At 67.6% G+C, this 25,535-nt stretch carries 29 protein-coding genes; 3 read left to right on the top strand and 26 right to left on the bottom strand.

All coding sequences use genetic code 11. From position 1 onward, the window contains the following. Positions 1–31: 31 nt before the first annotated feature. From GB880_RS04095 to GB880_RS03970, 26 genes are all read right to left on the bottom strand, one after another. Positions 32–766 (bottom strand): hypothetical protein, encoded by a 735-nt coding sequence (locus GB880_RS04095; protein WP_154492959.1) that lies wholly within the window; start codon positions 764–766, stop codon positions 32–34. A gap of 183 nt (positions 767–949) precedes the next feature. After that, positions 950–1,081: a hypothetical protein gene (locus tag GB880_RS04090; protein WP_256376870.1), complete on the bottom strand. Its 132-nt coding sequence runs from the start codon at positions 1,079–1,081 to the stop codon at positions 950–952. Positions 1,082–1,103: 22 nt separating this feature from the next. Further along, entirely contained in the window at positions 1,104–1,349 is a 246-nt protein-coding gene (locus GB880_RS04085) for a hypothetical protein (protein ID WP_442793770.1), read from the bottom strand. Continuing rightward, a complete protein-coding gene (locus GB880_RS04080; protein WP_154492961.1) occupies positions 1,346–2,020 on the bottom strand; it encodes a YcbK family protein in 675 nt (224 codons plus the stop codon). Before GB880_RS04080 ends, GB880_RS04085 begins: the two co-directional genes overlap by 4 nt. Before the next feature lie 67 nt (positions 2,021–2,087). Next, positions 2,088–2,396, bottom strand: coding sequence for a hypothetical protein (locus tag GB880_RS04075; protein WP_154492963.1), 309 nt, complete (start codon positions 2,394–2,396; stop codon positions 2,088–2,090). Between the two features lie 25 nt (positions 2,397–2,421). Further along, positions 2,422–4,344: a DUF2793 domain-containing protein gene (locus GB880_RS04070; protein ID WP_154492965.1), complete on the bottom strand. Its 1,923-nt coding sequence runs from the start codon at positions 4,342–4,344 to the stop codon at positions 2,422–2,424. Positions 4,345–4,364: 20 nt separating this feature from the next. Beyond that, positions 4,365–8,339: a baseplate multidomain protein megatron gene (locus GB880_RS04065; RefSeq protein ID WP_154492967.1), complete on the bottom strand. Its 3,975-nt coding sequence runs from the start codon at positions 8,337–8,339 to the stop codon at positions 4,365–4,367. 9 nt (positions 8,340–8,348) lie between these two features. After that, positions 8,349–8,795, bottom strand: coding sequence for an NlpC/P60 family protein (locus GB880_RS04060; RefSeq protein ID WP_263467308.1), 447 nt, complete (start codon positions 8,793–8,795; stop codon positions 8,349–8,351). Then, positions 8,792–9,676 carry a DUF2163 domain-containing protein gene (locus GB880_RS04055; RefSeq protein WP_154492969.1) on the bottom strand — a complete coding sequence of 295 codons (885 nt, stop codon included), beginning with the start codon at positions 9,674–9,676 and terminating at the stop codon, positions 8,792–8,794. Before GB880_RS04055 ends, GB880_RS04060 begins: the two co-directional genes overlap by 4 nt. After that, complete coding sequence (locus tag GB880_RS04050) at positions 9,673–10,299, bottom strand: DUF2460 domain-containing protein (RefSeq protein WP_154492971.1); 627 nt, start codon at positions 10,297–10,299, stop codon at positions 9,673–9,675. Before GB880_RS04050 ends, GB880_RS04055 begins: the two co-directional genes overlap by 4 nt. A 61-nt stretch (positions 10,300–10,360) precedes the next feature. Beyond that, positions 10,361–12,802: a phage tail tape measure C-terminal domain-containing protein gene (locus GB880_RS04045; protein WP_263467307.1), complete on the bottom strand. Its 2,442-nt coding sequence runs from the start codon at positions 12,800–12,802 to the stop codon at positions 10,361–10,363. Then, positions 12,795–12,926, bottom strand: a complete 132-nt coding sequence (locus tag GB880_RS04040; RefSeq protein ID WP_256376871.1) for a DUF7697 family protein — start codon at positions 12,924–12,926, stop codon at positions 12,795–12,797. The genes GB880_RS04045 and GB880_RS04040 overlap by 8 nt, the downstream gene beginning before the upstream one ends. A gap of 98 nt (positions 12,927–13,024) precedes the next feature. Further along, positions 13,025–13,462: a hypothetical protein gene (locus GB880_RS04035; protein WP_154492973.1), complete on the bottom strand. Its 438-nt coding sequence runs from the start codon at positions 13,460–13,462 to the stop codon at positions 13,025–13,027. A 2-nt stretch (positions 13,463–13,464) separates the two neighbouring features. Then, entirely contained in the window at positions 13,465–14,403 is a 939-nt protein-coding gene (locus GB880_RS04030; RefSeq protein WP_154492975.1) for a phage tail tube protein, read from the bottom strand. Between the two features lie 23 nt (positions 14,404–14,426). Next, entirely contained in the window at positions 14,427–14,849 is a 423-nt protein-coding gene (locus GB880_RS04025) for an acyl-CoA transferase (protein WP_154492977.1), read from the bottom strand. 33 nt (positions 14,850–14,882) lie between these two features. Continuing rightward, entirely contained in the window at positions 14,883–15,227 is a 345-nt protein-coding gene (locus tag GB880_RS04020; RefSeq protein ID WP_154492979.1) for a type II toxin-antitoxin system RelE/ParE family toxin, read from the bottom strand. After that, positions 15,227–15,484: a type II toxin-antitoxin system ParD family antitoxin gene (locus GB880_RS04015; protein ID WP_154492981.1), complete on the bottom strand. Its 258-nt coding sequence runs from the start codon at positions 15,482–15,484 to the stop codon at positions 15,227–15,229. The genes GB880_RS04020 and GB880_RS04015 overlap by 1 nt, the downstream gene beginning before the upstream one ends. A 63-nt stretch (positions 15,485–15,547) precedes the next feature. Beyond that, positions 15,548–16,177: a DUF6441 family protein gene (locus GB880_RS04010; RefSeq protein WP_154492983.1), complete on the bottom strand. Its 630-nt coding sequence runs from the start codon at positions 16,175–16,177 to the stop codon at positions 15,548–15,550. Positions 16,178–16,181: 4 nt separating this feature from the next. Further along, positions 16,182–16,496 (bottom strand): head-tail joining protein, encoded by a 315-nt coding sequence (locus GB880_RS04005; RefSeq protein WP_154492985.1) that lies wholly within the window; start codon positions 16,494–16,496, stop codon positions 16,182–16,184. A gap of 11 nt (positions 16,497–16,507) precedes the next feature. Then, complete coding sequence (locus GB880_RS04000; RefSeq protein WP_154492987.1) at positions 16,508–17,530, bottom strand: major capsid protein; 1,023 nt, start codon at positions 17,528–17,530, stop codon at positions 16,508–16,510. Between the two features lie 27 nt (positions 17,531–17,557). Next, the gene (locus GB880_RS03995) at positions 17,558–17,938 is read right to left on the bottom strand and encodes a head decoration protein (RefSeq protein WP_154492989.1); all 381 of its coding nucleotides are present in this window, start codon (positions 17,936–17,938) and stop codon (positions 17,558–17,560) included. 54 nt (positions 17,939–17,992) lie between these two features. Beyond that, positions 17,993–19,315, bottom strand: a complete 1,323-nt coding sequence (locus GB880_RS03990) for a S49 family peptidase (protein ID WP_154492991.1) — start codon at positions 19,313–19,315, stop codon at positions 17,993–17,995. After that, positions 19,315–20,826: a phage portal protein gene (locus GB880_RS03985; protein ID WP_154492993.1), complete on the bottom strand. Its 1,512-nt coding sequence runs from the start codon at positions 20,824–20,826 to the stop codon at positions 19,315–19,317. Before GB880_RS03985 ends, GB880_RS03990 begins: the two co-directional genes overlap by 1 nt. A gap of 2 nt (positions 20,827–20,828) precedes the next feature. Next, on the bottom strand, positions 20,829–21,044 hold the full coding sequence (locus GB880_RS03980; protein WP_154492995.1) for a phage head-tail joining protein: 216 nt from the start codon (positions 21,042–21,044) through the stop codon (positions 20,829–20,831). Further along, entirely contained in the window at positions 21,044–23,098 is a 2,055-nt protein-coding gene (locus GB880_RS03975) for a phage terminase large subunit family protein (RefSeq protein WP_154492996.1), read from the bottom strand. Before GB880_RS03975 ends, GB880_RS03980 begins: the two co-directional genes overlap by 1 nt. Continuing rightward, positions 23,046–23,582 carry a hypothetical protein gene (locus GB880_RS03970; RefSeq protein WP_154492998.1) on the bottom strand — a complete coding sequence of 179 codons (537 nt, stop codon included), beginning with the start codon at positions 23,580–23,582 and terminating at the stop codon, positions 23,046–23,048. Before GB880_RS03970 ends, GB880_RS03975 begins: the two co-directional genes overlap by 53 nt. A gap of 116 nt (positions 23,583–23,698) precedes the next feature. On the opposite strand from GB880_RS03970, the gene GB880_RS03965 reads away from it, so the two are divergent. The 3 genes from GB880_RS03965 (at position 23,699) to GB880_RS03955 (ending at position 25,463) form a co-directional block, all read left to right on the top strand. Continuing rightward, positions 23,699–23,926: a hypothetical protein gene (locus GB880_RS03965; RefSeq protein WP_154493000.1), complete on the top strand. Its 228-nt coding sequence runs from the start codon at positions 23,699–23,701 to the stop codon at positions 23,924–23,926. A gap of 95 nt (positions 23,927–24,021) precedes the next feature. After that, on the top strand, positions 24,022–24,588 hold the full coding sequence (locus GB880_RS03960; protein WP_154493002.1) for a DUF3489 domain-containing protein: 567 nt from the start codon (positions 24,022–24,024) through the stop codon (positions 24,586–24,588). A 98-nt stretch (positions 24,589–24,686) separates the two neighbouring features. After that, positions 24,687–25,463 (top strand): abortive infection family protein, encoded by a 777-nt coding sequence (locus GB880_RS03955; RefSeq protein ID WP_154493004.1) that lies wholly within the window; start codon positions 24,687–24,689, stop codon positions 25,461–25,463. Positions 25,464–25,535: the final 72 nt, after the last annotated feature.

Genomic DNA, 25,535 nt, shown 5'->3' with positions numbered 1-25,535 from the left:
GATGTCGAACTGTCGGCGGTCCGTTCTGCATTCAGACTTCGAAGAAGCGCTTTACGCCCAGAAGCGGCGCTGCGTTCTCTCCTAGATAGGATTTCTTGATCATGTGGCCGACAACAGTGCAGCGGGCCATCTTTCCGAGTTTGCTTCCCATTCCAGACCGACTGAGCGCCAAGCTGAAATCGTTCAGACCATCGGTGATCTGGTCGGCAGCAGATCCTTCGACAAGTCGATTTAGGCCACCCCTGTAGAGACTTGAGGCTATTCCCGTTCGACGAATGAAAGCTTGCACATATCCGTCCTCGCTGGAGCTCGCGGCGTCCAATTCATAGGCAATGACGTCCATCGTAGCACCATATTTGATGCTGACGGCGGTCACAAAACGACACGCGCAGACCATTAAGATCGGTGGGAGAAAGCCGGTTTCGACTGAGCCTGCGGCCAACGCGGCAAGGTTGTCCATTCCGAAACCGGCCCGATCAGCACCCTCCAACATGTAAAGCTGCTGCTCTGCTTTGGGATGGCCTATCGCCGCCGCTTTGTAGAAATTGTCCGCTGCGGCATCGAGATCGAAGGTGGGCAGATAGCCGCCTCCGTGCAGGAGGAACAGGTTGTAATACGCGGATCCGTGCTCACCTTCGGCGGCCCGATTGAAGTGATCATAAGCAGCTTGGAAGTTCTTGGCGCTCACGGCTAGGACGCCTGATCTGTATTCGTCTTCCGCCCGGGCATCCGAGCTTTTGAAAAATTGCTTGCCGAAAAGCGCCATTCAGATTTGTTCCATTGATAATGTGCCAGGTTGGCCGGCCGCCCTAGGTTGATTTGGATGCGTAAAGCATTGAGAGTCAAGGACCGGTCAAGTCTGCACGCACCGCGGCCTTGGCCGCATTTCTCACCACCGATCGACGGCGAACCACTGGCACTGATCATGAGGGCCCGCCCGGCCCGGACTTCAGTGGCAAGCCCGCGCTTGGTCGCGCAGCACGGCGTAGTCGCTGAGCATCCGGACGACGATGGCATCTTCTGGCAGCGCCTCGAGCTCGTCAGCTGCGCGCACCTGATCGGCGGCTGTGTAGTCGACCACGGGCGGACATGGCGCGCGGGTGTCAGAACCGCCCGTCGCGCAGCCGGTCAGCCAGAGCGTCGTGATCATGAGGGCGGCGAGCGGCGGCGTCGAGCATCTGTCGGTGGATGGCATCGTTTCTCTCTCTGGCATCAAGCCTTTCGGCGGCGCGCCCAGCGCGTTCACCGGTTCGGCGCAGGTTGAACAGAAACAGCAGGATCGCTGCTGCGGTGAGGATCAGGCCCAGCGCCTTGCGCGCCGGGCCTTGGTTGAGGAGCCAGCCGATCACCGCTGGCCCCGCTTCCAGTCATCAATCCGCGCATGGATCGTGACGGCGATACCGATCAGCGCGATGACGATCAGCACCCAGCGCAGCGTGTCGAGATATGGCACCAGCGGCTGGATGGTGGACTGGGTCTCGGCGAGAACGTCCTGCAGTACCTCGACCCCAGCTGCGCCGACCGTGGCGGCACCGGCCGCCCCGCCGCCACGGAGCGTGCGGCTTCCCGACAGCACTTCGCGCGCCAGTGGCAGTTCAGGTGCAAAAGGCACCGGCCGCGCCGGGAACGGATCGCCCCACGAACGAGCGGGCCCAAGGTCGATGTGCATGAAGCCGGAGCGGGGATAATACCCGAACCCCAGGAACCCGACTGCCCGCGCCGCTGCCTCGAAGGCCGCGGGATCGTGGTTCGCCATGGCGATGTCGAAAGCGGTCCCCTGCATGTGCTTCGAGGCCGGGGCCCCGCCGACGGCGCGGTTGTGTTCCGGGCTGCGGTAGGCCGAGCGCACGATCAGCGGCTTGCGCAGCCTGTCACGCAGGGCCTGCAGCTTGTCCATCGCCTCGGTGTTGATCTTGATCGCCCCGGTGCCGCGGCAGGCGATTTCGGCGGCCGAGAAGTTCGGCCAGCGCCAGGTGTTCACGGGCACGTCGCGCCAGTGGGAGTAGCTCAGGGTGGGCATGGGATCCTCCAAATGAAAAACCCGCCTCTGGGGCGGGTGGGGTGTCGGTTGGCGAGGTTCGGATGGGTCAGTCGGATCGGCTGCGCTGGAATGCGTCGAACAGCATGTCCCGCATGGATCGGATGTCCGTCTCGATCCGGTCGAGGCGGTCGCCATCGGCCTTGCGGTCCTCGCTGCGCTGGCGGTCGATCCGGTCCCGTTCGGAAACCAGTTCGCGGTCGAGGCGGTCCAGCAGGGCCTCGTTGGTGAAGGCCTTGCGCGTGATCGCCGCGAACAGGGCGATGGTGCCGCCGATCAGGGCTGTCAGCGCGGCGGTGATCCCATGGTCCCGAAAGGCCCGCGCGACCTCGCTGGTCAGGGTGGTCTGGTCGTTCATGATGGTCCTTTCGCGGTCATGCTGTTCAGAAATCGGTTTCGAGGTAGACCCCGGCACAGTCGTATGCGACGGCGGCGGCGGTCGCGCCGGTGTTCATGAACAGACGTGGCGACAGGAATTGCGTCGCTGCGGGCAGGTCCGCGGTGACCTCCTGCTCGAAGACCACGCCAGAGACCTCGTCGACGACGCGCACCCAGACGGATGACCCATTTGGTGGCGCCGCGATGAACAGGGTCAGCACGCCGCCCGTGGCGATGGCGAAGGACGCGCCCATGTCGGTCAGGGTCGGCGCCCCGGTGCCGTCGTTTGCGACCAGTTGCCAACGGGTGTGAGTGCCGCGCTGGAAGCCGATGCCTATGCAGTTCACCACGGCGGGAAGCGTCAGGGTGGTGGCCAGCGCGGCCGTCGATCCATATAGGCCGAAGAACCCCATGCCGGTCGTCTGGAGTGTCGTCAGCGAAATCCTCGTCACGAAAGTCCAGCCGCCCAATCCTGCCGCATTGCCGCGCCAGCAGGCCCAGCCAGCGGATCGCTGGTCGGCGACCGAGTCCGCCACCGCCGCAGAGGTCAGACGCCAGCGCCGCATCGAGGCGGCCAGGTTCGTGGCGGCCAGCGTCGGGTGGGAGACGGTGCCGACCGAGGTGACGGGCAGGCCTTCGCTGGTGATCGTCGTGCCGGTCGAAGGCGCCCAGTTGGCGATCCGGTTCACCCCGAAATGCGGCTGCAGCGGAAAGTCCCGGCCCGAAGGGCGCATCACGTCGATCCATGGCGCCCCGGCGCGGTTGCGCGCATAGACGGAGGCCTTGCCTGCCGGTGGAGGCGATGGCGCTGCGGCCAGTCCCGGCAAAACCGTTGGTTGCGGCAATTCCACCTGGCCGCTCGCTCGGTCGATCCGGATCGCGTCGTAGAAGGCCGATCCGTCCGGGCTGACCTTGAAGCTGAAGTCGTCGTTGCCGAGCAACCCGATCAGCGCGCGGGCGGAGAAGCCGGTCTTGAAGGCGAAAGCTGCGTCGTTTCCGGCGGCCGCCTTGTTTACGGTCGCCTCAATGCCCGCCCCTGCGTTGTTCAGAAGGACCGCAGGCGTGTTGACCGACAGCCGGTTGTAGCTGTCAGCGGTTGCCCCGCCGAGGCCCAAGAGCTGCGCGGTCAGGTTCGCCTGGGGCATGCCGACCTGCGTGACGGCATTGGCGAAGGTGACGGTCGGTGTGTTGATCACCGTTGTCCCGCCAGAACCTGCCGTGGCCGAGCCGATGTTCACGACCGTGGTCGATCCGGAGGCACCGCCGGTGCCAAGGTTCACGGTCTTGGTGACGCCCGTGGTCGTGGCCCCGGTGCCCATGCCGTAGGTCGCAGTACCGGTGGACGTGCCGATGGTCGCCGTTGCACCGGACGTGGTTACTGTCCCGGAAGCGGTCAGCGTGCCCGAGAATGTTTTGTTGCCGGTGAAGGTCTGCGTCCCCGCGAGGATCGCCAGTTCGGACGAGGTGTTTGGCATCGTGAAGCTGCGCGTGGTCCCCGCGCTGATCCCCGCCAGCGAGAAGGTGGCCTTCTTCGTAGGATCGGTGTCGTTCACAAGGCTGAAGACCGCGTCCGACACGTCGCGTGGCTCGCCCACCACATCCCACGCGCTGCCGGTCCAGACGAGGAACAATCCCTCGGCCGCAACCCAAGTGAGCCAGCCGGTCCGCGGCACCAGCCGGATCCAAGCGCCGTCGATCCAGAAGGCGATGTTCAGATCCCACCCGGCCCAGAGGCCGGTGGCACCCGAGGCCACCAGGTGCCGGTTCCCATCGGCGGGGCTCGCGGGCGGGACAGTCCGCGTGCGGTCGAGGACCGAGAGCTGCACCATCGCGTCGAGCAGGCGCAGCGCCTCGTTATGCGTGACGTGCTTCTGCGCTTGGCCGGCCAGAAGATACGGCAGGCCCAGATGGGTGGAGGTGTCAGACATGGGGTTCCCGCGTGTTGGGATCAGAACTGCAGAGTGACGGACGCAGGCGTGCCGCGGCCGAGGCGGTTCGAAAGCTGGTGGATGCGGATCGCCAGCGTCTGGCCGGGACCGAGCGACGCGCCCCAGTCGGCGGTCTGCTGGGCGGCGGTGTAGAGGACGGAGGTCGTGCTACTGGTCAGCGTGCGCTTGACGGTCATCCCGTCGAGGATCTGCACCTCGTAGGACTCAACGTCTTCGGCCAGCGGCACCTCGACCTGCTCCCAGGCATCAGCCACCAGCGCGCGGGATCGGCGCGTCCAGCGGATTGTCAGATCGCCCGGGCTGCGGGCCGTCCGCCAGGGCTGTTCGACATGGGCTGGGGCGAAGGGGACAAGGCCCCGGCCGGTCGGGGTGAAGCCCAGCGCGGCATAGCTCGCGTCGCCGACGGAGCGAGCGGCCGGGCCCACGCGCCAGTTCCATGGTAGTCCGAGGTCGCCCTCGGCGATGGGCAGCGAGGCCAGCGTCGAATCCAGCAACACGACCCTCGCACCGGCCGGGGCCGGATTGCCCATCGCATACTCCGTCCCTCGCTGACCGCGCAGGAGGCGGGTCAGGCGATAGCGGCCCGGGGCGATCAGTTCGGCCGCGCCTGCTTGGACGATTTCCCAGACCCCAGCCGCGGGCTCGACGGCTACCGCATTGGCCCCGCTGAAGAGGGCCACGTCGGTCACGCTTTCCAGCGTACCGGACAGCAGATCGACGGCCAGCTGATTGCCCAGATCGAAGCGCGAGGTCGGCCCCGGAAAGAAGTCGAAGGCCAGCGTACCGATCCGCGCGCGACTGCCGAAGGTGGTCAGCAGATTGAAGCCATCTGTCGAGGCGCTCCGGAACACCGCGATCTCGCCCGGCCAAGGGGTGGCATGGGCCGCGATCAGGGGGCGATGGGCGGGCTGATCCTCGGTGATCTGCGGCAGGTCCAGCATCACCACCTCCGGCGTGCCGAAGACGACGGGACTCGCCAGTGAGGCCGGGCGGGGATCGCCGGGCGGCAGATCATAGGCGGCACGATCCTGACGGACGGCCTCGATCCCGCGTGCCTCAGCATCGGCGACCGAGACGAGGCGGAATCCCACCTCACGGCCGTCATGCGCAAGCCGGATCACGTCGGCCGGATCGAGAGCCAGCCGCGAGGGCGGCAGGCGGAAGGTGGCGCTTTCGCGACCGATCCACGCCTCCATCAGCGCGCGGCGGCAACGGCGTTCGGCCTCCTCGGGCGGGATCGCCATGGGGAAGGACTCGGACGCGATGCGGGTGGTGTCGACGGTGATGCGGCGGGCCTCGACAAGGGCCGCGTCATAGTCCTCGTCCGCCCGCGCGACCTGCCACTTCAGAGCCTGCGGCAGTTCGGTCTCCTGGCCACGGGTCAGCTCGAAGGCCTCGCCTTCGCGGCTGGAGACCATATCATCCACCGTGAGGGTCAGGCGCGATGCCCGCCCGCGCATGACGAAGCGGATCACGCCTTCGGTCTCGATGGCATCGAAGCTGAAATGCCGGGCCAAGGTGGAAATCGACGCGCGCGGGCTTTCCAGCGCCCCGATCACATAGCCTTCGACCGCGCCCCAGAGGCCGGAGGCGTCGATGAGGTCTTCCGCCAGCCCGGCGCGCAGGCAGAGGTGGCGCACGAGGGCGGCGAGGGACACCGCGCCGAGTCGTCCGGTCAGCCAGTGGCCAAGTCGCCAGTTGGGGCCGTCCGTCCAGACCCCGGTCAGTTCCGGGAAGAACGGATAGGGTCGCGCATCCCACGTCCAGGCGGCGCATTCCGGCACACGCACCATCCGGCCGCCATAGACCGAGGATAGCGGGTTGTTCGCGGGCTCGCCCCACCACAGGTAACTGGCCTCGAGATAGGCACGCTGGATGGCATCATCGCGCCAGCCGCGCGAGAAGTAGGGCGTGAAGCTCTCGGAGGACTTCGGGTCGAAGAAGACGTTCGGCTGGTTCGTGCCCCGGTCGATGGCGGGGCAACCCAGTTCGGTGAACCAGACGGGCTTCGACTGCGGCACCCATGCCGTGGGCGTGCCACTTTCAACTCCGCCCTGACGGTTGAAATGCGGGTTCGTCCACCAGGCCCGCAGATCCTTGTAACGGAACACCCAGGGCTTGCCTGGAGCACCATCCGTGATCGGCGTCCGGGTCTGGGCCGACCGGTCGGCAGCGCTGGCGTAGAACCAGTCGAAGCCCTCGCCGCCCGCGATATTGGCCTGCAGGTAGCCCCGGTCGTGGATCGCGGACCAGCCTTCCAGCGCATCGGCGTGGTCGAAGCCATCCCGCCAGTCGGAGAGCGGCATGTAGTTGTCGATGCCGATGAAATCGATGTTGGCATCCGACCAGAGCGGGTCGAGGTGGAAGAACACGTCGCCCGACCCATCTGCAGGGTGGTGGCCGAAGTATTCCGACCAGTCGGCGGCATAGCCGATCCTGGGATCCGCGCCGAGGATCGTGCGCACATCTGCCGCGAGAGCCTTGAATGCCGTGACGGCGGGATACGTGCTGGCACCCGACCGGATCGTGGTGAGGCCAGGCATTTCCGATCCGATCAGGAAGGCATCGACGCCCCCGGCCGCTTTGCACAGATGCGCGTAGTGCAGGATCATCCGGCGCAAGCCCCAGTTACCCGAGGACCCGGTCCAGTTCACATTGTCGCCCGACACCGCGAACTGCGCGGGGGTGGCCGCGCCGAAGAAGGCCGAGACCTGCGTCGCCGCAGCGGCGGTCTTGTCTGCGGTCCCGGCATACCCCGCCGCCGGGGAACAGGTGATCCGGCCCCGCCACGGGAAACTCGGCTGGCCCGGCGTCGCGGCATTCGCGCTGTAGGGGTTCGGCAGCGTATTGCCGGGCGGGACGTCCATCAGCAGGAAGGGATAGAAGGTGACCCGCATCCCGCGCGCCTTCATCTCGCGGATCGCCTGCACCACCGCGAAATCCGCAGGCGTGCCGCCATAGACCGGCCGGTCCTCGACGTCCCGGCTGACCAGATGCGCATTCGCCCGCGCCACGCCGTTGACCGTCCATTCCTTGGGGCTGGTGACCTTGGTCGCCACTTCGACGCCCGGCTTGATCGTACAGTTGCCCGCGCGCAGATCGTTGCCGAACCACGCGACGACCAGGCTGACGCTCTCGACGGCCGGGGCCATGGCCTGCAGCCGATCGAGGGCCACGACGATATCGGCTTCATCCGGCAGCGCGTTCAGGTTCTCGGCCACGGTCGTGCCGCCGAATCCGCCCGCGCTCTTGCGGATCGTCTCCGTCGCATAGGTGAACTCTCCCGAGGCCGGGATCATGGTCACCGCCTTCACCAGCCCCTCGGCGGTGTCGGGATCCGCGAGCGGCCGGAACACTTCGAACGACAGCTGCGGAAGTCGGTTGCCGTAAGTGGCAAGCGGCAGCTCCTCGAAGACGACGTAGGCCGTACCGCGATAGGCCGGGGCGTTGGCCGCCCCCATCTTCGCCGCGATGAACGGATCGGCCGTCTGGGTCTCGTTGCCGGGATACCAGCGCCAGGTGATGCGCGTCATGTCGAGCGGCTTGCCGTCGGCCCAGATGCGGCCGATGCCGGTGATCGGGCCTTCACACAGCGCCACGGCGAAGCTGGCATAGTAGAGGTATTCTGTCGTCCGAACCCTCCCGCCGCCACCGCCCTTGCCGCCGCCCTGCGAGGTGGTCTTCGTCTCTTCACGGAAATCGGTCGCCCAGATGATGTTGCCGCCGATGCGCATGCGGCCGTAGAGGCGCGGGATGATCGCGCCTTCCGTGGCGGACGTGATCCGCAGGGAATCCAGCCGTTGCCCTTCGATCTTCTGCGCCGGGGCCAGTGAGGACACGATCCAGCTGTCCACCACCGAACCGATGGTCGATCCGATGAAGCCACCAATGGCAGCCCCGGAAAAGCCGAGGATCGCGCCGCCGAAGGCCCCGCCGATGGCGGAACCGACGGCGCCGAGGACGAGCGTGGCCATGGGAAAATCTCAACTTGCAGGGAATAGGAAGGCGAAGGCGATGCGCCGCCGCCATGCGGGTGTCAGCGGTTCCTCGATCACGCACAGCCGCTCGTAGGCGTGGAGGAAGGTGTCGGGACCGGTCAGGATCCCCACATGCTTGGCGATGGCGCGCGGCACCATCCGGAACAGGATCAGCGCACCGGGCCCGGCCGCGGACGGATCAAGTTCCGGCATCATCCGTCGCGCCCCTTCGGCCAGCACCTCGCACGGCCCGGTCTCGCCCCAATCCCGGCTATAGGGCGGGATGGGGAACGGCTCCGGCCCCACAACTTCACGCCAGACTCCACGCGCGAGGCCGAGGCAATCGCAGCCGACCCCGCGCAGGCTGGCCTGATCGTGGTAGGGCGTGCCGAGCCACGACTGCGCGGCGGCGATGACGCGGGCAGGATCGGCCGTCGGGACGGGCGCGTTCACAGGACCGCCCCCTCGTGGCCGCCGTCCTTGGTGGCATAGCGCAGCACGGCGTCTTGGCCCGGGATGTGCGGGAAGCCCCGGAAGTTGGCGACATTGGCGAACTTTGCGCCGCAGGTCGTGATCCGCTTGTCGCAACCCGCCCGGACCACGAAGGCGTCTGCCGCCGCGATCGGGCGCACCGGCGCCTCCAGCAGGGTCAGGATCGCCACGCCGTCGACGATGTCGTAGGACAACGCCTCAACCCGCCGCCCGGCATTCGCGCCGGTCGACCATTCGACCAGCCCGAAGGCGAACCAGCCCGTAGCGAAGGCGCCGAGTCCGGAAGCGGTGAAGGCCCGGTCGCGCAGCACATCGATCACGGCGCCGGTCCCCTTGAAGGCCGGGGCCTCGAGGTTCACGCCGCAGCGCGTGTCGCCCAAGGCCGCGTCGCAACTGGCCTGGAACGTCCGCCCGACCGTCTGGCCTAGGACATGGGCGAGGCTGCGCACCTCGGCCACGAAGGCCAGCCGTCCGCGCCGGATCTGGCCGATGGCCCCGCGCCGCAACAGCACGCGCTGCGCCGGGTTTGCCCAGTTCACCCGCCAGACCTCAACCGCCGCATTGTCCCAGCGGCCGTCGAGGATGTCTGTCTCGGTGATCCGGTCCGACGACAGCACGCCTTGCGCGTCCTGCGCGTCGACCGAAAGGTCAGAGCCAGACCGCACCTCGGAGGCTGTCAGGCCGCTTTCCGGTTCGAACTCGGTGCCGTCGAACGACAGGGTCCGGTCGTGGTCGGTGAAACCGAAGTTCACCCCATCGGCGCGGGTGATCCGCCAGCACCAGGCAAGCGTCGTCGTGCCCTCGTCGAGATGCGCCTGCAGCGCGGGGTTCAGGGACTTCATGTGCGGATTTCCAAGAGAGGGATCGAGGTGATCGACCCGAGCCGTTCAAGGTCGAGGGTGACATCGAGGGCGTCGGTGTCGAAGCGGACGGGGACGTCGAAATCGAAACCTGCGGTGACGGCAACGCCAGCGGCGGGGGCCGTGGTGAAGGTCACCAAGCCCGTCGCGGTCGAGACCGACCAGCCGGACGCCTGCGGCGTGCCATTCAGGGCGATAGTCACTGTCCCGGCGACGGGCTTGGTGATGGACCGTGTCCAGGACTGCGCGCCGGAGGTGTAGCGCTTGGCGAGCTGGAACTGGGTAGCCGACCCGTTGCCGGTGCCGATAGGCTGATCGGTCGGACCCGGCGTCTGCGATGGCAAGCAGGACTTGAAGTCGGCCCAGTCCTTGAAGCGGAAGCCATGCAGGCGGCCGTTCCTCGCCTCGAAGAAAGCGACGACCGCCGCCAGATCGTCGGCGCGGCGGATGCCATAGGCGACGTCGTAGCGGCGGCGGCTGTTGGCCCAGCTGGCGTTGCGTTCCTCGGCCCCACTCGCCAGTTCGACGATCTGGGTGCGCCGCTCCGGGCCACCGCGCGCGCCACGGCTGATGTTGTCCGGAAAGCGGACCTCGTGAAACGCCATCAAGTTTCTCCATGGTTCGTGCTCTGGCCCCCGCAACCGGTGCCCACTTGCGGGGTCGCACTCACATGCCCCTCCGGCCCAGCGACACGGCGCGCGCGATGTCGCTGGCGACCTGCGTGCGGGATTGCCGGAAGCTCTCGGCGTCGCGGGCGTTGATCGTGACGTTCACGGTCGAGGCCCCTGCCTGGCCGTAACCCGCGGCTTCCCGGCGCGAGAGCACCCGCTCGCCGCGCTGCAGGATCGCGGGCACCTCGTCCGGGCGCAGACCGGCCCAGCCCCCGCTGTGCATGCGCGGGGCACCCGCAAAGGCCAGCGCGGGGACCATTCGGCCGCGGCCTGGAGACCCGACGATGCCGCCCGCGTGCAGGATGTTCGCGAAAATCCCACCCGCCCCGCCCAGCGCGCCGGAAAGGGCGTTCGCGATGGGGCCGAGGATGAAGCGTCGCGCGGCAAGCTTGGCCAGGTCGGCGATCATTGATGTGACCAGATCGCGGAAGTCGAGCTTGCCGGTCTTCACGAAGTCGCCGATGGCGTTCTCGGCGCTCTGGAAGGCGCCCACCAGCGCGCTGCCGATATCCCCGCCGATGTCGCGCGCCTTGGCGGCGTAATCGGCGAGCGCAGCCGTGACCGCCTGCCAGCCAGTGAGAGCGGTGTCCGCACCCTCGGCCGCCGCAGCGCCCGCGTCGCGTGCAGCGCCTCCAGCGCCATCGGCGGCGGTCGCCGTATCGTTCAGACCGGCTGTCAGGGCATCGGCCGCGCCAGCCGCATCCGCCAGTGCGGTCTCGGCCTCGGTCCCCGTGCCGGTGACGGCATCCTTCAGCGCCTGCCAGCTGGCGAGCGGCCGACCGGCGGCATCGGCCAGCATCCCGGCCGCTTCGCGATAACCCTCGGCCCGAGCGCGGGCGTCGTCGGCCATTGCGCCGAGGCCGAGGTCGGGTGGTTCCAGATAGGTGCGCGACAGCGCGGCCGAGAAGGCATCCGCGGCGGCGGCACCGGCGGCCGTTGCGGCACCTTCGAAGGGATTGCCGATGCGCCCAAGTTCCACCGGATCGAGAATGCCGATCCGCACCCCACCTTCGCCTGTCGCCCATTCGGGCAGCAGCGCCAGGGCCGCGTTCAGGGTCTCGATGAAACTGTTGATGCGGGTGACGACGCCGTTCAGCATCGCCTCCACGCCCGAGATCAGCCCGTTCGCGGCCTGGAAGGCGAAGTCGCCGATGGCTCCGGGCAGGCTGCCCCAGATCGCCACCGCCGCGTCATAGGCTCCCTGGAAGATCGCCGCCGTCCGGTCGCCGAAGCTGACGACGCCTGCGATGGTGCCCTCAAAGGCTGAGAGACCAGCAGCCTTCAGCCCCTCCCATCCGGCCGCCATCCGCGCGAGGGCCGCGTCCAGCGACAGACCGATGCGCGACCAGACTTCGCTGGCCAGATCGCCCAGCAGCCGGAACGCTTCGCCCACGCCGCCGACCCGGGCCACGAGTTGCGAGAACTGGTAGACCAGCTCGCCCGCGCCGACGATCAGCGCGCCGATGCCGGTGCGGATCAGAGCGCCTCGCAGGAACACCAAGGCGGTGGCAAGGCCGCGCACCGACAGGGCCGCCGCAGCCATTCCCGCGACCCAGCGCCCGGCCATGACGGCTGCGAAGGTTGCCGCATAGGACGCCAGACGCCCGAGGTTGTCGAAGAGCGCCGTGATCGCCTGCCCGATGGGGCCGGTGGCGCGGGCCATGTCGGCGAGTTTTGTGGCGATGGTCTCGAGCGCTGGGGCGACGGCGACGGTCAGGCGGTTCACGAGGCCGGTCCAGATCAGGCTCAGGCGCGCGATGGCGTCGCCCGTCCGCTCGATCTGGGCGGCATCTGCCGCGTTGACCGCCACCCCGAAGTCCTGCACGTCGCGGGCAGCATCGCGCAGGGTGGCGCTGTCGATCCGCAGGAAGGCCAGCGCCGCCCGGTCGCCGAAGAGGTCGGAGGCCACGGCCGCCCGTTCGGCCTCGGGCACGAACTGGTTCAGGGCGTCCTGGATCGCGACGATGCGCTGGTCGAGCGGCAGGGCCTGCAGTTCCGCCGCCGTCAGGTTCAGCCGCCTGAGCGCGCCGACCGCCGCGCCCGAGCCGCTGGCCGCTTCTGACAGGCGCGTGGTGAGCTTCTTCGTCGCCTGCTCGATCTCGCCCATCGAGACGCCCGCAAGCTCCCCCGCCCAGGTCAGGGTCTGGATGCTCTCGACGGTCGTGCGCATCGACTGCGCGAGCTTCGCTTGCGCGTCGATGTTGGCGAGCCCCGAGCGCACCATGGCAACCCCGGCAGCCGCAGCCGCTGCGGCGACAGCCGCCAACGCGATCCCGGCGCGGCGCGCGAAGCTGGCCAGACGCGTGTTGGCCAGTTCCATTTCGGAGGACAGCCGACCGAAGCCCTTCGCCCCGGCCTCGCCGATGCCCTCCAGTTCGGCGCGCACGCGTCGTCCGCCCTCCGCCACGAGGCGGACGGAGACCTTTTTCTCAGCCATTGCGGCGTCCTTCCATCTGCTCGTTGAGTTTGCGCACCATCACCGCCTCGATCTCGGGCAGCAGTTCGGCGGCGATCAGCGGCGCAATTCCCAGCGCCTGCGCCAATGACAGCGCCGACCCCATGTCCCATCCGATGACGGCCCCCGGCGCGATGCGCAGCTGGCCGCCAAGGCGCTGGGTCAGATCCCAGACCTGCCAGCCCTCAACCGTCTGCGGCCGGTTCAGTCTAGCGGGGCAGTTCGGGCAGGGGTCCGCGCAGGCCGCGCAGTAGCCGTCGCCCCCGCCGAAGGACCAGTCGGCGAGGGCGCGGAGGCGTTTTTTTCCGCGTCCAGCATCAGGCCGCGGGCGACGTATTGCGCCTGGAAAGCCTCGAAGACGGGCCAGATTTCCAGAAGGGCATCGATCCCGGCCGGGCTGACGGGAACGAGGTTGCCTGCCTCATCGCCGACGCCTTCCCATTCCAGGATCGCTCGGCGGGCGACGGCCTTGGCCATGGCCAGCGCCATGACTTCCTGGCTTGATGCCTCCGACAGGCCCTCAATGGCCGGATCGGCGCGGGACGAGGCCATCAGCGCGGTGGTGAGAGGGGCCACCAGGACGCGCAAGCCGGGCAGCAGGTCCAGCCATTCGGGCCGGTTCGACAGGTTCAGACGGATCATGGTCAGTATCCCGTGACGGTGTTGACAAGGACGGCGGTGCACATGCGGGCGGGGCTGGTGGCTTTCGCCGCCTGCCAGTCGAAACTGGCCTGGATGCCCTGCGGCCCGGGGATCTCGATCCGCGGGACCGGCAGGTAGACGGCATGTGCCGTGAAGGTGAAGCTGGCATTGGCCCCGAGGCTGTAGGCGAACTCCAACTCGCAGGGCGTGCCGTCGATGGCTTGGGTGACGAGGGCAGAGTCCGCGAAACGGACTTCGATCCGGCCGGTCAGCGCGGCCATGCCGGGATCGGCGCCCTCGATCTTGCCGTCGTTGCGGATGGTCTCGATCCGGTCGAGGCCGTTGGCATAGGTTATCTCGGCCGAGACGACGTTGCCCAAGGCGGTGCCGTTGCGCTTCACCACCCCGTTGAAATGGCCGAAGCGCTGAAGGCCCAGCGCGGTCGGCGTGCCCGCAGCCGTGGTGGCAGCGATGGCTTCGCCCTGCGCGATTAGGCGGGCGGTTGCGGTCAGCAGGCCGGAGCGGTTCATCTGCCAGGACAACTGGTCCATCACGCAACCCGCGTACATCGCAAACCGCGGCACCTCGGGCATCGCCACTTCGATTGCCATCGATGGCAGCGTCCAATTCCCCGACTGGAAGGTGTGGGTCTTGGGTGTGGTCCCTGTCGTGGTCGGGGCGCCGAAGGCGGCCTTCAGCCAGAAGCCGAAAGCCTCCACATCGATCGGCACCACGACCTCGCCATCGGCGGTGACCGCGTCCTTGATGGGGGCCAGGGGATCGCGGCCATAACCGAGAAGCTCCGAGTTCAGCAGGGGCTGTTCCGCGCCCAGCGTGGTGCGGGCAAACGGCATCAGCCGATAGCCGCTGGCGGGTGGGGTGCCGTAGACGGTTTCGAACGCAAGCGCCATCTGCGCCCGCGCGCCGTGTGCGCGTGCCATGGGGGTCTCCTATGTGGGGGAATTCAGGCGAGGGGGCCGGTGGTGGTGTAGTGCAGGACGACTGTGATCACCGCCGCCTTGAGCGCCGCGGCTCCCTCGACAGGCAGATCGACCGAAGCCGGGGCTTCGGGTTCCAACCAGTCACAGAGGCCGCCCAGCGTCCGGTCAGCCTCCAGCGCCGCGCCGATGGCGGCGATCAGGTCGTCAAAGGCGCTAGCCCGGCCGGTGCCCGCTTGGACGACGACCTCCAGCTCGGCCCGGTGCTGGTAGTGGTAGCGCAGGGGCGACAGCGTCACCTCGTGCTCGCCCGGCTGGCCGTCGCGAAGGATGATCAGCCCCGCCGCGGGGATCCGCTCGGGCAACACCTCGTCACGCAGGGTGAGGGCGGCAAGCGGTTGCAGCCGCGCAAGCAGCGCAGCGAGGACGGTTTCGCGGGTGGTGGGCATCTCTTGTTCCGGGGATCCGGGACAGGCCCGGGGTCAGTGTTCCCTGTCGCCTTTCGGCAGAGGCAAGTTGGCCAGCCGTCGCGGCAGATCAGCGCGGCTGTGCAGGAAATCGATGATGACCACCTGCTCTGTGTCTTCGACGAAGACCACGAAATGCTGGCCTGCCCGCGCGAAGCGCAGGTCCTCGGCCAAGGCGGGGTCGATGAGCCGACGGCAATCCTGTGACAGGGCGGTGCCTGCGGCGATCTCGCGACAGGTGGAGATCAGGTCGTCCTCATACGCCGCCGCCTGTCGTGGACCAAAGGTCTCGATGGTCCAGCGGGCGATCTCGATCAGCGAGGCCTCCGCCTGCCTTGTCAGACGCCAGGGTTTCGGCATCAGGTATTTGCACGCGCAGCGGCAAATGCCCGACGGATGGCATCCTCGCCAATTCCCTCGGCCAGATCCCCGCGCCGGGCCTGTTCGAGCCCGGCGGTCAGTCGGCTGCGCAACGCGCCAAGTTCCGCCTCTTCGCGTTCCAGAAGGCGCAGCCCGGCGCGCAACGCTTCGGACGCGTTCTGATACCGACCGGATGCCACCAGGCGGTCGACAAGGTCGGATTGCGTTTCGGTCAGGACGACGTTTCGGGTGGCCATGGGAGTCTCACTGAGGATCATTGGCAATATATGCCAATCCGGGCGGCGTGTCGACGGTCCCTTTCAGAACCTTCTCTCGACCCACCCCGCCACGATCCGGCCCGGCACGCCGTCGATGGCCCGCTCGGCATCCCGCGCCAGATCGAGCCGCTTGCGTAGCTTGACCTGTGGCAACAGCAGGAAGATCGGCACAGTGCTCAGCCCGCGTCCGGTCTTCGACTTCGAAGCCACGGCGCGGCCCTTCGAGTTCAACCTCCCCTCAGCCACCAGCAAGCTCGGTCCCCGGCGGCGATAGATGAACCGCAGGCGTAGACCGGTGCGGCGTTCCCACTCGCCGGGGGTGATCCGGCCCCCGCGGGTGGATTTGCCTGCGGCCGGGGTGGGGATCGCCAGCCAGAGGCCGTTGCGCGACCGGATCAGCGGCCCTGTGTCATGCGCGCCGACGATCACCGGGGCGTTCGACCAGATCAGCGCCGCGGCGTTCAGGCTTTCGCCGCCCTTGGGATAGGTGGCCAGCCGGATCGAATTGCCGAGCCGGGTGCCCAGCCCCGCGCCGGTGATCTGGCCGCGCCAGGCGGATTTGAGTCCCGCGCCCGCCTCGCGCATGGCGGTGGTGACCGCCTTCTCGCCCGCAGCGATTTCCGCCTGCATCATCGCGACGATGTCAGGATCGATGGTGAGCTTCAGTTTCATCGGGTCACGCCGGGCGCAGATCGAGGGTCCAGATCAGCCGTTCGCGGTCGCGCAGCGGTTCCCCCTGGATGACATGGCTGTCCGCATCGATGACGATCACATCGCCTGGTCGCGGGGTGGGCAGGTCGGCCACGCGCACATCTACCACCGTCGTGTCGCTGACGAAGCGCCCCGCGCCGAAGTCGGTGACGCGGTCGGGCGCGCGGCGGATGATGCGGATCGGGCGTTCCTCGGAGGTGGTGGCCGAGATCCAGAGAGCCGGGGCCGCCATGGAGGCATGGGTGAAGATCCGGTCCATGGCGGCGGCAAAGACGGACATGGCGGGGCCTGTCAGTTCGAGCTGTGGATCCGCACGGCGAGGCGCGGCCGCTTGTTGACCGGCAGGATCGAGGCCTCGGTCATCACGTCGATCCAGCGACCCTTCTCGTCCAGATGCTGGCGGGCGTAGAGCGGCAGGCCGATGGTGTTGGCGGTCTCCAGGAGGTTCGCCGGGCCGCCGTAGGTGGTGAAGGTGTCCATCGTGCCCAAGGGGAAGGCGATGCCCTCGTTCGCCGGGACCAGCCGTTCGGTGGCCTTGGTCGAGAGGGTGACGGTGCCGGAGTATTCCTCGAAGAGGATGCCGCCGAAGGGGAAGTTCCGGCGCACATCCTCGCGCAGGGGCTGCGCACCGGTCGAGGCGTAGAACTTGTAGGCCTCTTCGGTCTTCGGGTGCGCGATCAGCTTGTCGAAGAACTCGCGGCTGACGAGGGCGTGCACGCTGGTCATCGCCTCACCCAGCAGATTGTCCTCGATGGCGCGCAGCACCTCGCGCACCTTGCCCTGCACGTTGGTGCCTGCGGTGCCGAGAATGAAGTCGACGGAGATTTGCGCCAGGCCGAATTCGGTGAAGTAGTTGTAGAGAGTGGTCCCGGCCCCATCCTTCACGATGCCGCGGAGCGCGTTCATCTCCATGTATTCTCGCGTCTGGGCATGCTTGCGCCGCATCAGCAGCAGTTTGCGGTTCATCACCTCGACGAGGGGATCGGCAGCGTCAAAGGCGCCCAGCGCGGGTTGCCCCTGGATGTCGGCGGGCAGCACGACGTCGTCATGCGGGATCCACGGCAACGCGAAGGACCGCATGGACCGCCCCTCGCGCGTGCCGACCGTGGCGGGGCCGCCGAGGGGGACCGAGGGCAGGAGGCTGAGGACGCCTTCGTATTGCTCGATGATGACCGAGCGCTGGCTGACCCCTACGAAGCGGAAGAGGCCGATCTGGGCGAGGCGGGTGTAGAGGTTGGGCAGGATGTTGATGGCCTGCGTCATCTCGGCCAGCGAATAGCCGCCAGCGTCGAAGGGATTGCGGACGAGGGTCATGGTGGGGCTCCGGGAGAATGAGGGTGATCAGACGCCGTCGCGCGCGACGATGCCAACGGCGGCGAGTTGGGTGAGTTTCGCGGCGATCTTGGTGCCGTCATCGACGGTGGCGCCGTAGGCGAGGGCCGCGCGCGACACGATCGAGGGACCGCGGACCAGCACAATGCCCGTGGCATCGGCCAGCGTCGCATCGACGGCATAGAGCAGGACGGCCGTTGCGACCTGCGATCCGTCGGCCCCGGTCGCGGGAGATAGCGTGTACTTGCCGCTGGCCGTGATCTTCCCCAGCACCGAGCCGACGGGATAGGGCAGGCCCGCGAGCAGCGTTACCACCTCGCGGGTGTAGTTCGGGTTGACCTCAAATTTGAGGACATCGCCCATGCTGGGCGGTTCCGTCAGGACGGGCATGGTTCAGTCTCCGAGATGTTGGGGGATGGGGGCGCCCGATCTGGGCGGTGCGCGTCAGCGCGAGGCGGCGGCCGATTTCTTCGCGGCAGCCACGATGGGGCTTTCCTTGGCGCCCGCCGCCGGGGCGGTGGCGATGATGCCTGCGGCATCGCTGCGCGCAGCGAGATCGGCCAGCACCTTGGCGCGCAGGGCTTCGGGTTTCACGCCCCTGGCGACTGCATCGGCAGCATTGATCTGGATGCCGAGACGCGCGGCCTGCGCGCAGACCTGTGCGACCTCGGCTGCTTCCGCTCGGATGGCTTCCGGCGACATCGCGGCCGCCGCCGTCGGCGGCGGTGCGATTTCCGCGGGCGGGGTCGGCTCCGGCGTGGGGCTGGCAGCAGGCGCGGCCGCAGGCTGCGCATGGTCTTCGGGGGCGGTGGTCATCATCAGGCCCTTTCCCTTGGGGTTGGATGAGAGGGTGGTTGTGCCGCGGGGTGCGGCGGCGAACGCGCGGAAGGCGGTGACGGGATCGGCCACCTCATCGGCAAGACCGGCGAAGACGGCCGCCTCACCGCGGAACACAGAGGCTTCGGTGCCCAGCGCCCGTAGGGTGTCGAGGCGGTGGCCTCGCCCTTCCGCGACGGTTTCGGCGAAGAGCTGGCGCAGATCCTCGAGTTCGCCCGCGATCCGGGCGCGGACGGTCTCGGGCAGAGGCTGGTACGGATTGGCATCGACCTTGCGGGCCCCGGCATGGATCAGCGTGACGGCGATTCCCCTCTGGTCGAGCGCCCCGCTCATGTCGCTGTGCATGGCCACGACACCGATGCTGCCGACAGCGCCGGTGCGGGGCAGGATGATGCGGTCGGCCTGGGAGGCCAGCGCATAGGCGGCCGACAATGCATGATCGGCGACGAAGGCGTGGACCGGCTTTTGCGCCCGCGCCGCACGGATGCGGTCAGCCAGATCGAAGGCCCCCGCGACCTCGCCACCGAAGCTGTCGATGTCGAGGGCGATGGCACGGATGGCGGGATCGGCCAGCGCTGCCTGCAGCTGGGTCGCGATCCCCTCGTAGGAGGTCAGACCGGAGGATTGCCCGATCCAGGCACCACGATGCACCAGCGTGCCCGCGATCTCGATGACGGCGATCCCGTCCACCACAGCGAAGGGCTGGCTTCCGTTCCGCGCCTGGCGGCTGGTCAGGTCGTCGCTGAAGAGAGAGGCGCGGGCAGGGAGTGCCGCAGTGGCCTGATCTGCGGGATCCACGGGCATTCCCTCGACCGTGATTTCCCTGCCGGTGATCCGCGGGCCGAGCCCGGTCAGGAAGGCCAGCGCCTTGGCGGGATCGACCATCAGCGGTGTGTTGAAGACGCGCTGGGCGATATGGGTGTGATGCATCATCTGTCCTGGGCGGGCCGGGGGTCCCGGTCCTCTCCGAGGTTGTCCGCGTCTTCTTCTTCCTGCTGGTCTCGCTGCTCACCCTCGGCATCACCCGACCCAGCGCCGCCACCCACCGCCTGTGCCGGGGATCCCGGCCGCCGGAAGTCCAGCCCCAGTTCAGCCTCACGCTTGCGTTCGGCCGCGATTTCCCGGTCGACCTGTTCGGCGTCGTATCCCCGCTCGGCGATGGCCTGCGTGCGGGATTTCAGGCCCGCCTCGATCTGCAGGATTTCTGCAGCGGCATCCTTGGCCGGGTCGATCCAATCCCACTTGGTCGGAAGCCAGTCGCAGGCGAGGTAAGCGCGCCGGTCGGTGGCATAGCCCGGCAGATCGATGGCGCCCGCCAGCACGGCCATGTCCATCCAGCGCGTCCAGACGGCGCGGCAGAGCTGGTAGACCATCACCGAATGCTGGAAGGCCGAGATGCGGCGGCGGAAGTCGACCAAGGCGATCCGGGTGTTCGAGAAGTTCCCCTTCGCCGTATCGCCGGTCAGATAGCCATAGGGCACGCCCAGCGCCGCGCCGATCTGCAGGAGCGTGCGGTACTGGAAGGGTTCGTAAGTGGACCCGGAGTCCGGCGTAGAGGGCGTCGTCACGTCCTCGCCGGGGTCCAATCGCACGACCTGGCCCGGTTCCACCTCGAGATCGTCCTCCGCCGGATCGAGGGCGGTTTCCGGGGCGGGGGAGGTGATGAACATCGCGAACATCGCCGCGGTCTTTTTCCGCTCCAGTTCGGCGTCGTCATAGAGATCGAGGGTGAAGAGCTTCACCACGGCTGCCGCGAAGCGCGAGACGCCCCGCAGCTGGCCCGCCTCGACCGGGTCGAGGATGTGGATAACCTCGGACGCGGACACCCGCACCGTTTCCCCGGCCAGCCCCGGATCGGTCATGTCGCCCGGGTGGCGGCGCAGGAAGTGGTACGCCACACGCCGCCCGATACCGTCGAACTCGATCCCCTGCCGGATCGATCCCGCACCGGGCAGGATGCGGGTCATGTCCTGGGGCAGCATTTCCGAGGGCAGCATCTGCAGCTGCATCGGCACCGTCAGACCATCTTCGGGACGCCGGGTGCGGATGCGCAGGAAGACCTCGCCTGCCAGAAACACCTCGCGCGCGGCCCGGCGCTGGAGGCCGAAGAAGTCGGTCAGCCCCTCGGCGTCCGCCTCGTCGGTCCAGGCTAGCCAGAGTTTCTGCAGCTCCTCCTTCTTCGCCGCGTCCGCGATCTTCGACGAGGGCTTGATGCCGTCGCCGACGACGTGATTGGCAAAGGCATCGACGGCGTTCGCGGCATAGCCATTGTTCCGGACCAGCCAGCGCGCACGGGCGGTGATGGTCTCGCCCGAGGCGGCGATCAGCGTGTTCACATGCGCGCGGGTGGCGCGGAACCCGCGCATGCGGCGGTGCGACTGCGCCGCGTCGAACCCGCCGATGATGGACCCAAGGCGGGCACGGAAGGCGTCGAGAACCATGGTCACAGACCCTTCGTGGCCACAGTGCCCCAGCGGCGGCGCCGGGAAGAGTTGCCGCTGGCCGCTGCAATGCGCCCTTCCAGATCACGGATCGCAGTCGCCAGTTCGGCATCCGAGCCATAGGTCACGGTCTTGCCGTCATAGCTGACGCTCCGCAGCCCGGCGAAGCGGGCTTCCTGCAGTGCCGTGAGCAGGGCCTGCATGCGTTCCAGGTCCATCAGTCCCTCATGAAGTTCGGGGTATAGGCCCGCCGTTTCCGGCGCGGCGTGGTCAGCGTTCCGGCCTTGGGTTGGGCCGGGTCTTGTGTGGCGATGTCGGTTGCGACGGCCGTCGGCATGCGCGTTTCCACGCCCGCCTGCGCTTCCAGCCGCCGCCAGGTCGCCTCGTCCCATCGGTCGGCGCCGAGGATCCATGCCGCGGCACGGGCATAGACCCGGCAGTCCAGCGCCTCGTTCCGCTCGCGCATCTTCTGCCATTCCTGGTGGGCATAGCCGCGCTTGTTGCGGATCGTGACCAGCTGTTCCGCCACCAGCTGCTTCAGCCATTCGGTGTCGGCCCAGCCGGGCAGGTGGATGGTGCCGGGGGCGTCGAGCATCCCGGTGGCGCGGTCCTCGTCCGAGGGGCGTTCGATCCGCAGGAACCGGTAGGTCTCCGCCTTGAACGTCGCCGTTGCCACCGACCAGAGCCTCGCGCCGCGGCGCAGCCGTTTCCCGCCGATGGTGGCATCGACATAGGTCGGGCCAGAAACGGGTGCCGACCGGTTGAACCCTTCGAGGCCCTTCAGCGGTGCCACCTGTTCGAAGCCGACCTTGCGCGACCAGGCATAGACCGCCGCGGCCTCGTAGCCGGTGTCGATCCCCAGCCGCGCCACGGTCATGAAGGCGCCGTTGGCATGCTGCCACGACCGGCCGAGGAGGGCGGTCAGCTTGTCCCAGGCGGCCGGATCGTCAGGCCCGCCCGGAATGACGATGTGATCGACAAGCCAGCTTTCCATGCCCCGGCCCCAGGCCCAGATGTCGGCCTCGATCCGGTCCTTCTGGACGTCGGCCCCCGCGGTCAGGAACAGCCCCGCCATCGGCACCGTGCCCGGCTTCCAGGATTCACGCCGATCCGCAAGCCGCTGCCATTCCGGCGCGTCGCCCGACTCGACCCATGTCTCGCCCAGAAGCGTGTTGCGTGCGGCGCGCAGCGTCTCGTCCGATCCTTGGGCCGCCAGCCATTCCCGCGCGACGTCGGACCAGCTTTTCCACCCCAAGGGCGAATAGAGCGCCGAGAGGTGGAAGCCGATGGCCTTCGGATCCCTGGAAACTGCAGTCGCCCGCCATTCGCCCTTGGCCAGCATCTCGGTTTTGTGGTGCTCGGCGATGGGGCGCTCGCAACCCTCGCAGTGGTAGGCCGCTGTTTCCGGCTTTCCCTTCGCCCAGCGCAGGCGGTCGAACTGCAGCCACTGCATCGTTCCGCAATGCGGGCAGGGCACGAAGTAACGCCGCTGGTCGCTAGCCTCGAACTCGCGCTCAATGCGCGACAGCCTCCGGATCGTGGGCGTCGAGACCATGAACACCTTGCGCCGGTGCGAGAAGGTGGTGGTCCGCGCTTCCGCCAGCGTGACCGGATCGCCTTCCTCGTCCGCCGAGGCCGGATAGGCGTCGACCTCGTCGAGGAAGACATAACGCGCGGGCATCGACCGCAGGCCGGTGGCGGAATTGGCCCCGGTCAGCACCAGGATGCCTCCGGGGAATTCCTTCGACAGCATCGAATTGCCCGCATCGCGGGATCGGGCCGGATTCACCCGTTCGCGGAGCGCCGGGCTGTCCGCAATCAGCGGATCAAGACGGCCCCGCGAGGTGCGCTTCGCCAGTTCCAGGCTCGGCAGCACCGCCAGCATCGGCCCCGGCGCGTGATGGATGACGAAGCCGATCCAGTTGTTCCCGGCCTCGGTCGCGCCCACCTGCGCGGCTTTCATGAAGGTGATGCGCTGCGCAGGATGGCTTGGGGACAGCGCATCCATGATCTCGCGCAGGTAAGGGGCCCGGGCGGTGCGATAGCGCCCCGGTTCGGCCGCGCCGCGCGATGACAGCCAGCGATGCTGATCCGCCCATTCCGACACCGTCAGGTTCGGATCGGGCCGCAGCCCCTGACGCCAGACCCGCAGCAGGTCTTCGGCGCCGTCGAAGCCGAGGTCGAGATCCGCGGTCAGGTCGTTGTCGGCCAGATCATCGTCATCCGAGGGAAACCCTGAGGTCGGCGAGGGCGTCGAGCTGTTCGCGGACATGGGCTTCCAGCACCCTCTGCATGATCGCGGTTTCGATCGTCACCGATGCCCCGGATTGCCGTTCCACCTCCGCCATGATCTGCGCCGCCATCAACGCGGCCACCCGCCCGGGCCAGGTCACCCAGACATCCCGTTCCTGCCGCGCGAGGCGAAACACCAGCGTTTCCGCCCGCGCACGGTCGACCAGCGTGCCCTTCTTCTTTTGGACCGCGATCTGCTTGTCCTGCGCGGCATAGACCGTCAGCAGCGTGCGCGCCTTGATGTAGGACGAGGTCTCGCCCGCACCGCTGGCGAGGCTTTCGCCACCCAAGGACCGCCGCTGCTGGTCGGGATCCGTCATCTCCGCCCGCCGCACATCCGACGCCGCGGCGTTGATCGACCCGTCGTCATGGACCACCAGCCGCCCGTTCTTGCGCGCCTTCTGCACCCCGCCGCGAGACAGGCCTGAATGGGCCGCATACTCGCGTTCGCTCATGCCTTTCATGGCGCAGATAATCCGATCAACCCAATGATATCGCGTGGTATTCAGTTGATTAGAGGGCGCGACAGAGCGAGTCTGATCGCAAGGAAACGATGCAACTCACCAAAGGATGCCCCGCCATGACCCGCCGCACCGCCCGGCCGAACGACAAAGCCCTCGACGCATTCATCGCCGCCAAGGCAGAGATCGACACCATGCTGGAGCGCCTGAAGGCCCTCAGCGATGACCATTTCGAATTCGATCCGGACGCCGTCAACTGGGGTGCCGTCGGATCACTCAACAGCGTTGCCGCCGATCTGCGCAAGATCACCGACTTCCTCTTTGGCGAGGGCGAACACGCCGCCTGACGCGCCCACACGGCGCGACGGCCGCCCCGTCCGATGACGGGGCTTGCCTCCGTAGAAGGCGCGCACTGCGCGCGCCCAAGCGCCCGGAGGCCCCGATGACCACCCCGTCCGACACCCAGTCCCTGATCCTGTCCCGCGCCGCGACCCGGCCCGGCAACCTCGCCCTGCCGCTGCCCGAGGGGCTGGTCGGCGCCGCGGCCAAGATGGTGGTCGGCAAGATGATCGCCCGAGGCTGGCTTGAAGAGGTCGAGGCCAACCTGCGGCGCGGCGAGCCGATGTGGCGCGAGACCGGCGACGGCCATGGCACCACGCTGATCGCCACCGAGGCCGGGCTTGAGGCCATCGGGATCGAGCCGCTGGCGGCCAGCGCTGTCGCCAGCGCGCGGAAAGCGAGGCCGAAGCCGGAACCGGTGCAGACGCCCTGCGACACCGACACCGCGAAACCCGTCGCCATCCGCGCTGGCACCAAGCAGGCCCAGATCATCGCCATGCTCCAGCGCCCCGAGGGCGCGACGGTCTCCGAGATGGTCGATGCCACCGGATGGCTGGCCCACACGGTTCGCGGCTCGATCTCGGGGGCGCTGAGGAAAAAGCTGGGCCTGCCCATCACCGCCGAGAAGGTGGAGGGCAGGGGAACGGTCTACACTCTCAGCAACAGTTGATGGGTGCCTGTGGTGGCTGTTGAAACCACTTCTGTGCGTCTTGGTCTCCAACCGCAACATCGATAGGATCACAGGAAATCCGCAATGTGTGGTGGCCAATGTACATACAGGACGAGATTCCTTCGTCGCGCATCGAACAAGCGGCAATGCTCGAGGGCTTACTCATCGCGCGTGCCACAGGTGGCACCGCTGATGATGGCATATACCAGTATCTCCGCCGCGAGTTCATGGCAGAGGCCGCGCTGTGTGATCTTCTGCCTCCATTTGTGAGAACATATCGCAACCTTTCTGCATTCTGGCCATACATCCAGCGCGAAGCAGGTAGCTATGCCGAGCGCCGCGAGATCATTGGAAAGGCTTTCACCCCACTTATGGATTTTCTTGAAGGCCGCAATTCGGCTCCCGGCGATAAGGTAGCTTCTGAAGCTCTCGAGACGTTCGATGTGGACGGGGTGCACTCGGTCTGGGGCAAGGCAATCGCTCGTCGCGGTACAGACCCGGAGGGGGCCATTACTGTCGCGCGCACGCTGCTTGAAACCGTGACCAAGCGAATTCTCGACGAGTGTGGCGAGCCGTACTCGGACAAAGACGATTTGCCGAAACTGTATGCAAGCGCTGCGAAAGCATTGAACCTCGCTCCAACGCAACACACCGAAGAGCCGATCAAGGCAATCTTGGGAGGTGCCATGAATCTCGTCAACGGAATTGGCACGTTGCGTAACCGATTATCCGACTCTCACGGGCGCGGAGGAAAGCTGCCCGTTCGACCATCACCTCGACATGCCAGCCTTGCAGTCAATACAGCTGGAGCGATTGCAACATTCCTTGTCGAGACCTACCTCGAAAGGGTGAAAGCACCTTCAGAGGGCAGCTGAGATATTGACGATCTCCGTCTTGCGACCTCTGACGATTTCACCGCTTTCGGCAGCAATCCACCGGTCCTATGG

This window comes from Paracoccus sp. SMMA_5_TC, assembly GCF_009696685.2.
Classification (GTDB): Bacteria; Pseudomonadota; Alphaproteobacteria; order Rhodobacterales; family Rhodobacteraceae; genus Paracoccus.
The sequence above is the reverse complement of the archived record's forward strand: the minus strand, read 5'-3'. Positions and strand labels throughout refer to the sequence as shown.

Coding starts and splice junctions, on each gene's coding strand:
- GB880_RS04095 (WP_154492959.1), bottom strand. CDS start 766: ATGGCGCTTTTCGGCAAGCAATTTTTCAAAAGCTCGGATGCCCGGGCG.
- GB880_RS04080 (WP_154492961.1), bottom strand. CDS start 2,020: ATGCCCACCCTGAGCTACTCCCACTGGCGCGACGTGCCCGTGAACACC.
- GB880_RS04075 (WP_154492963.1), bottom strand. CDS start 2,396: ATGAACGACCAGACCACCCTGACCAGCGAGGTCGCGCGGGCCTTTCGG.
- GB880_RS04070 (WP_154492965.1), bottom strand. CDS start 4,344: ATGTCTGACACCTCCACCCATCTGGGCCTGCCGTATCTTCTGGCCGGC.
- GB880_RS04065 (WP_154492967.1), bottom strand. CDS start 8,339: ATGGCCACGCTCGTCCTCGGCGCCGTCGGTTCCGCCATCGGCGGGGCC.
- GB880_RS04055 (WP_154492969.1), bottom strand. CDS start 9,676: ATGAAGTCCCTGAACCCCGCGCTGCAGGCGCATCTCGACGAGGGCACG.
- GB880_RS04050 (WP_154492971.1), bottom strand. CDS start 10,299: ATGGCGTTTCACGAGGTCCGCTTTCCGGACAACATCAGCCGTGGCGCG.
- GB880_RS04045 (WP_263467307.1), bottom strand. CDS start 12,802: ATGGCTGAGAAAAAGGTCTCCGTCCGCCTCGTGGCGGAGGGCGGACGA.
- GB880_RS04040 (WP_256376871.1), bottom strand. CDS start 12,926: ATGGGGTCGGCGCTGTCATTGGCGCAGGCGCTGGGAATTGCGCCGCTG.
- GB880_RS04035 (WP_154492973.1), bottom strand. CDS start 13,462: ATGATCCGTCTGAACCTGTCGAACCGGCCCGAATGGCTGGACCTGCTG.
- GB880_RS04030 (WP_154492975.1), bottom strand. CDS start 14,403: ATGGCACGCGCACACGGCGCGCGGGCGCAGATGGCGCTTGCGTTCGAA.
- GB880_RS04025 (WP_154492977.1), bottom strand. CDS start 14,849: ATGCCCACCACCCGCGAAACCGTCCTCGCTGCGCTGCTTGCGCGGCTG.
- GB880_RS04020 (WP_154492979.1), bottom strand. CDS start 15,227: ATGCCGAAACCCTGGCGTCTGACAAGGCAGGCGGAGGCCTCGCTGATC.
- GB880_RS04015 (WP_154492981.1), bottom strand. CDS start 15,484: ATGGCCACCCGAAACGTCGTCCTGACCGAAACGCAATCCGACCTTGTC.
- GB880_RS04010 (WP_154492983.1), bottom strand. CDS start 16,177: ATGAAACTGAAGCTCACCATCGATCCTGACATCGTCGCGATGATGCAG.
- GB880_RS04005 (WP_154492985.1), bottom strand. CDS start 16,496: ATGTCCGTCTTTGCCGCCGCCATGGACCGGATCTTCACCCATGCCTCC.
- GB880_RS04000 (WP_154492987.1), bottom strand. CDS start 17,530: ATGACCCTCGTCCGCAATCCCTTCGACGCTGGCGGCTATTCGCTGGCC.
- GB880_RS03995 (WP_154492989.1), bottom strand. CDS start 17,938: ATGCCCGTCCTGACGGAACCGCCCAGCATGGGCGATGTCCTCAAATTT.
- GB880_RS03990 (WP_154492991.1), bottom strand. CDS start 19,315: ATGCATCACACCCATATCGCCCAGCGCGTCTTCAACACACCGCTGATG.
- GB880_RS03985 (WP_154492993.1), bottom strand. CDS start 20,826: ATGGTTCTCGACGCCTTCCGTGCCCGCCTTGGGTCCATCATCGGCGGG.
- GB880_RS03980 (WP_154492995.1), bottom strand. CDS start 21,044: ATGGACCTGGAACGCATGCAGGCCCTGCTCACGGCACTGCAGGAAGCC.
- GB880_RS03975 (WP_154492996.1), bottom strand. CDS start 23,098: ATGTCCGCGAACAGCTCGACGCCCTCGCCGACCTCAGGGTTTCCCTCG.
- GB880_RS03970 (WP_154492998.1), bottom strand. CDS start 23,582: ATGAAAGGCATGAGCGAACGCGAGTATGCGGCCCATTCAGGCCTGTCT.
- GB880_RS03965 (WP_154493000.1), top strand. CDS start 23,699: ATGACCCGCCGCACCGCCCGGCCGAACGACAAAGCCCTCGACGCATTC.
- GB880_RS03960 (WP_154493002.1), top strand. CDS start 24,022: ATGACCACCCCGTCCGACACCCAGTCCCTGATCCTGTCCCGCGCCGCG.
- GB880_RS03955 (WP_154493004.1), top strand. CDS start 24,687: ATGTACATACAGGACGAGATTCCTTCGTCGCGCATCGAACAAGCGGCA.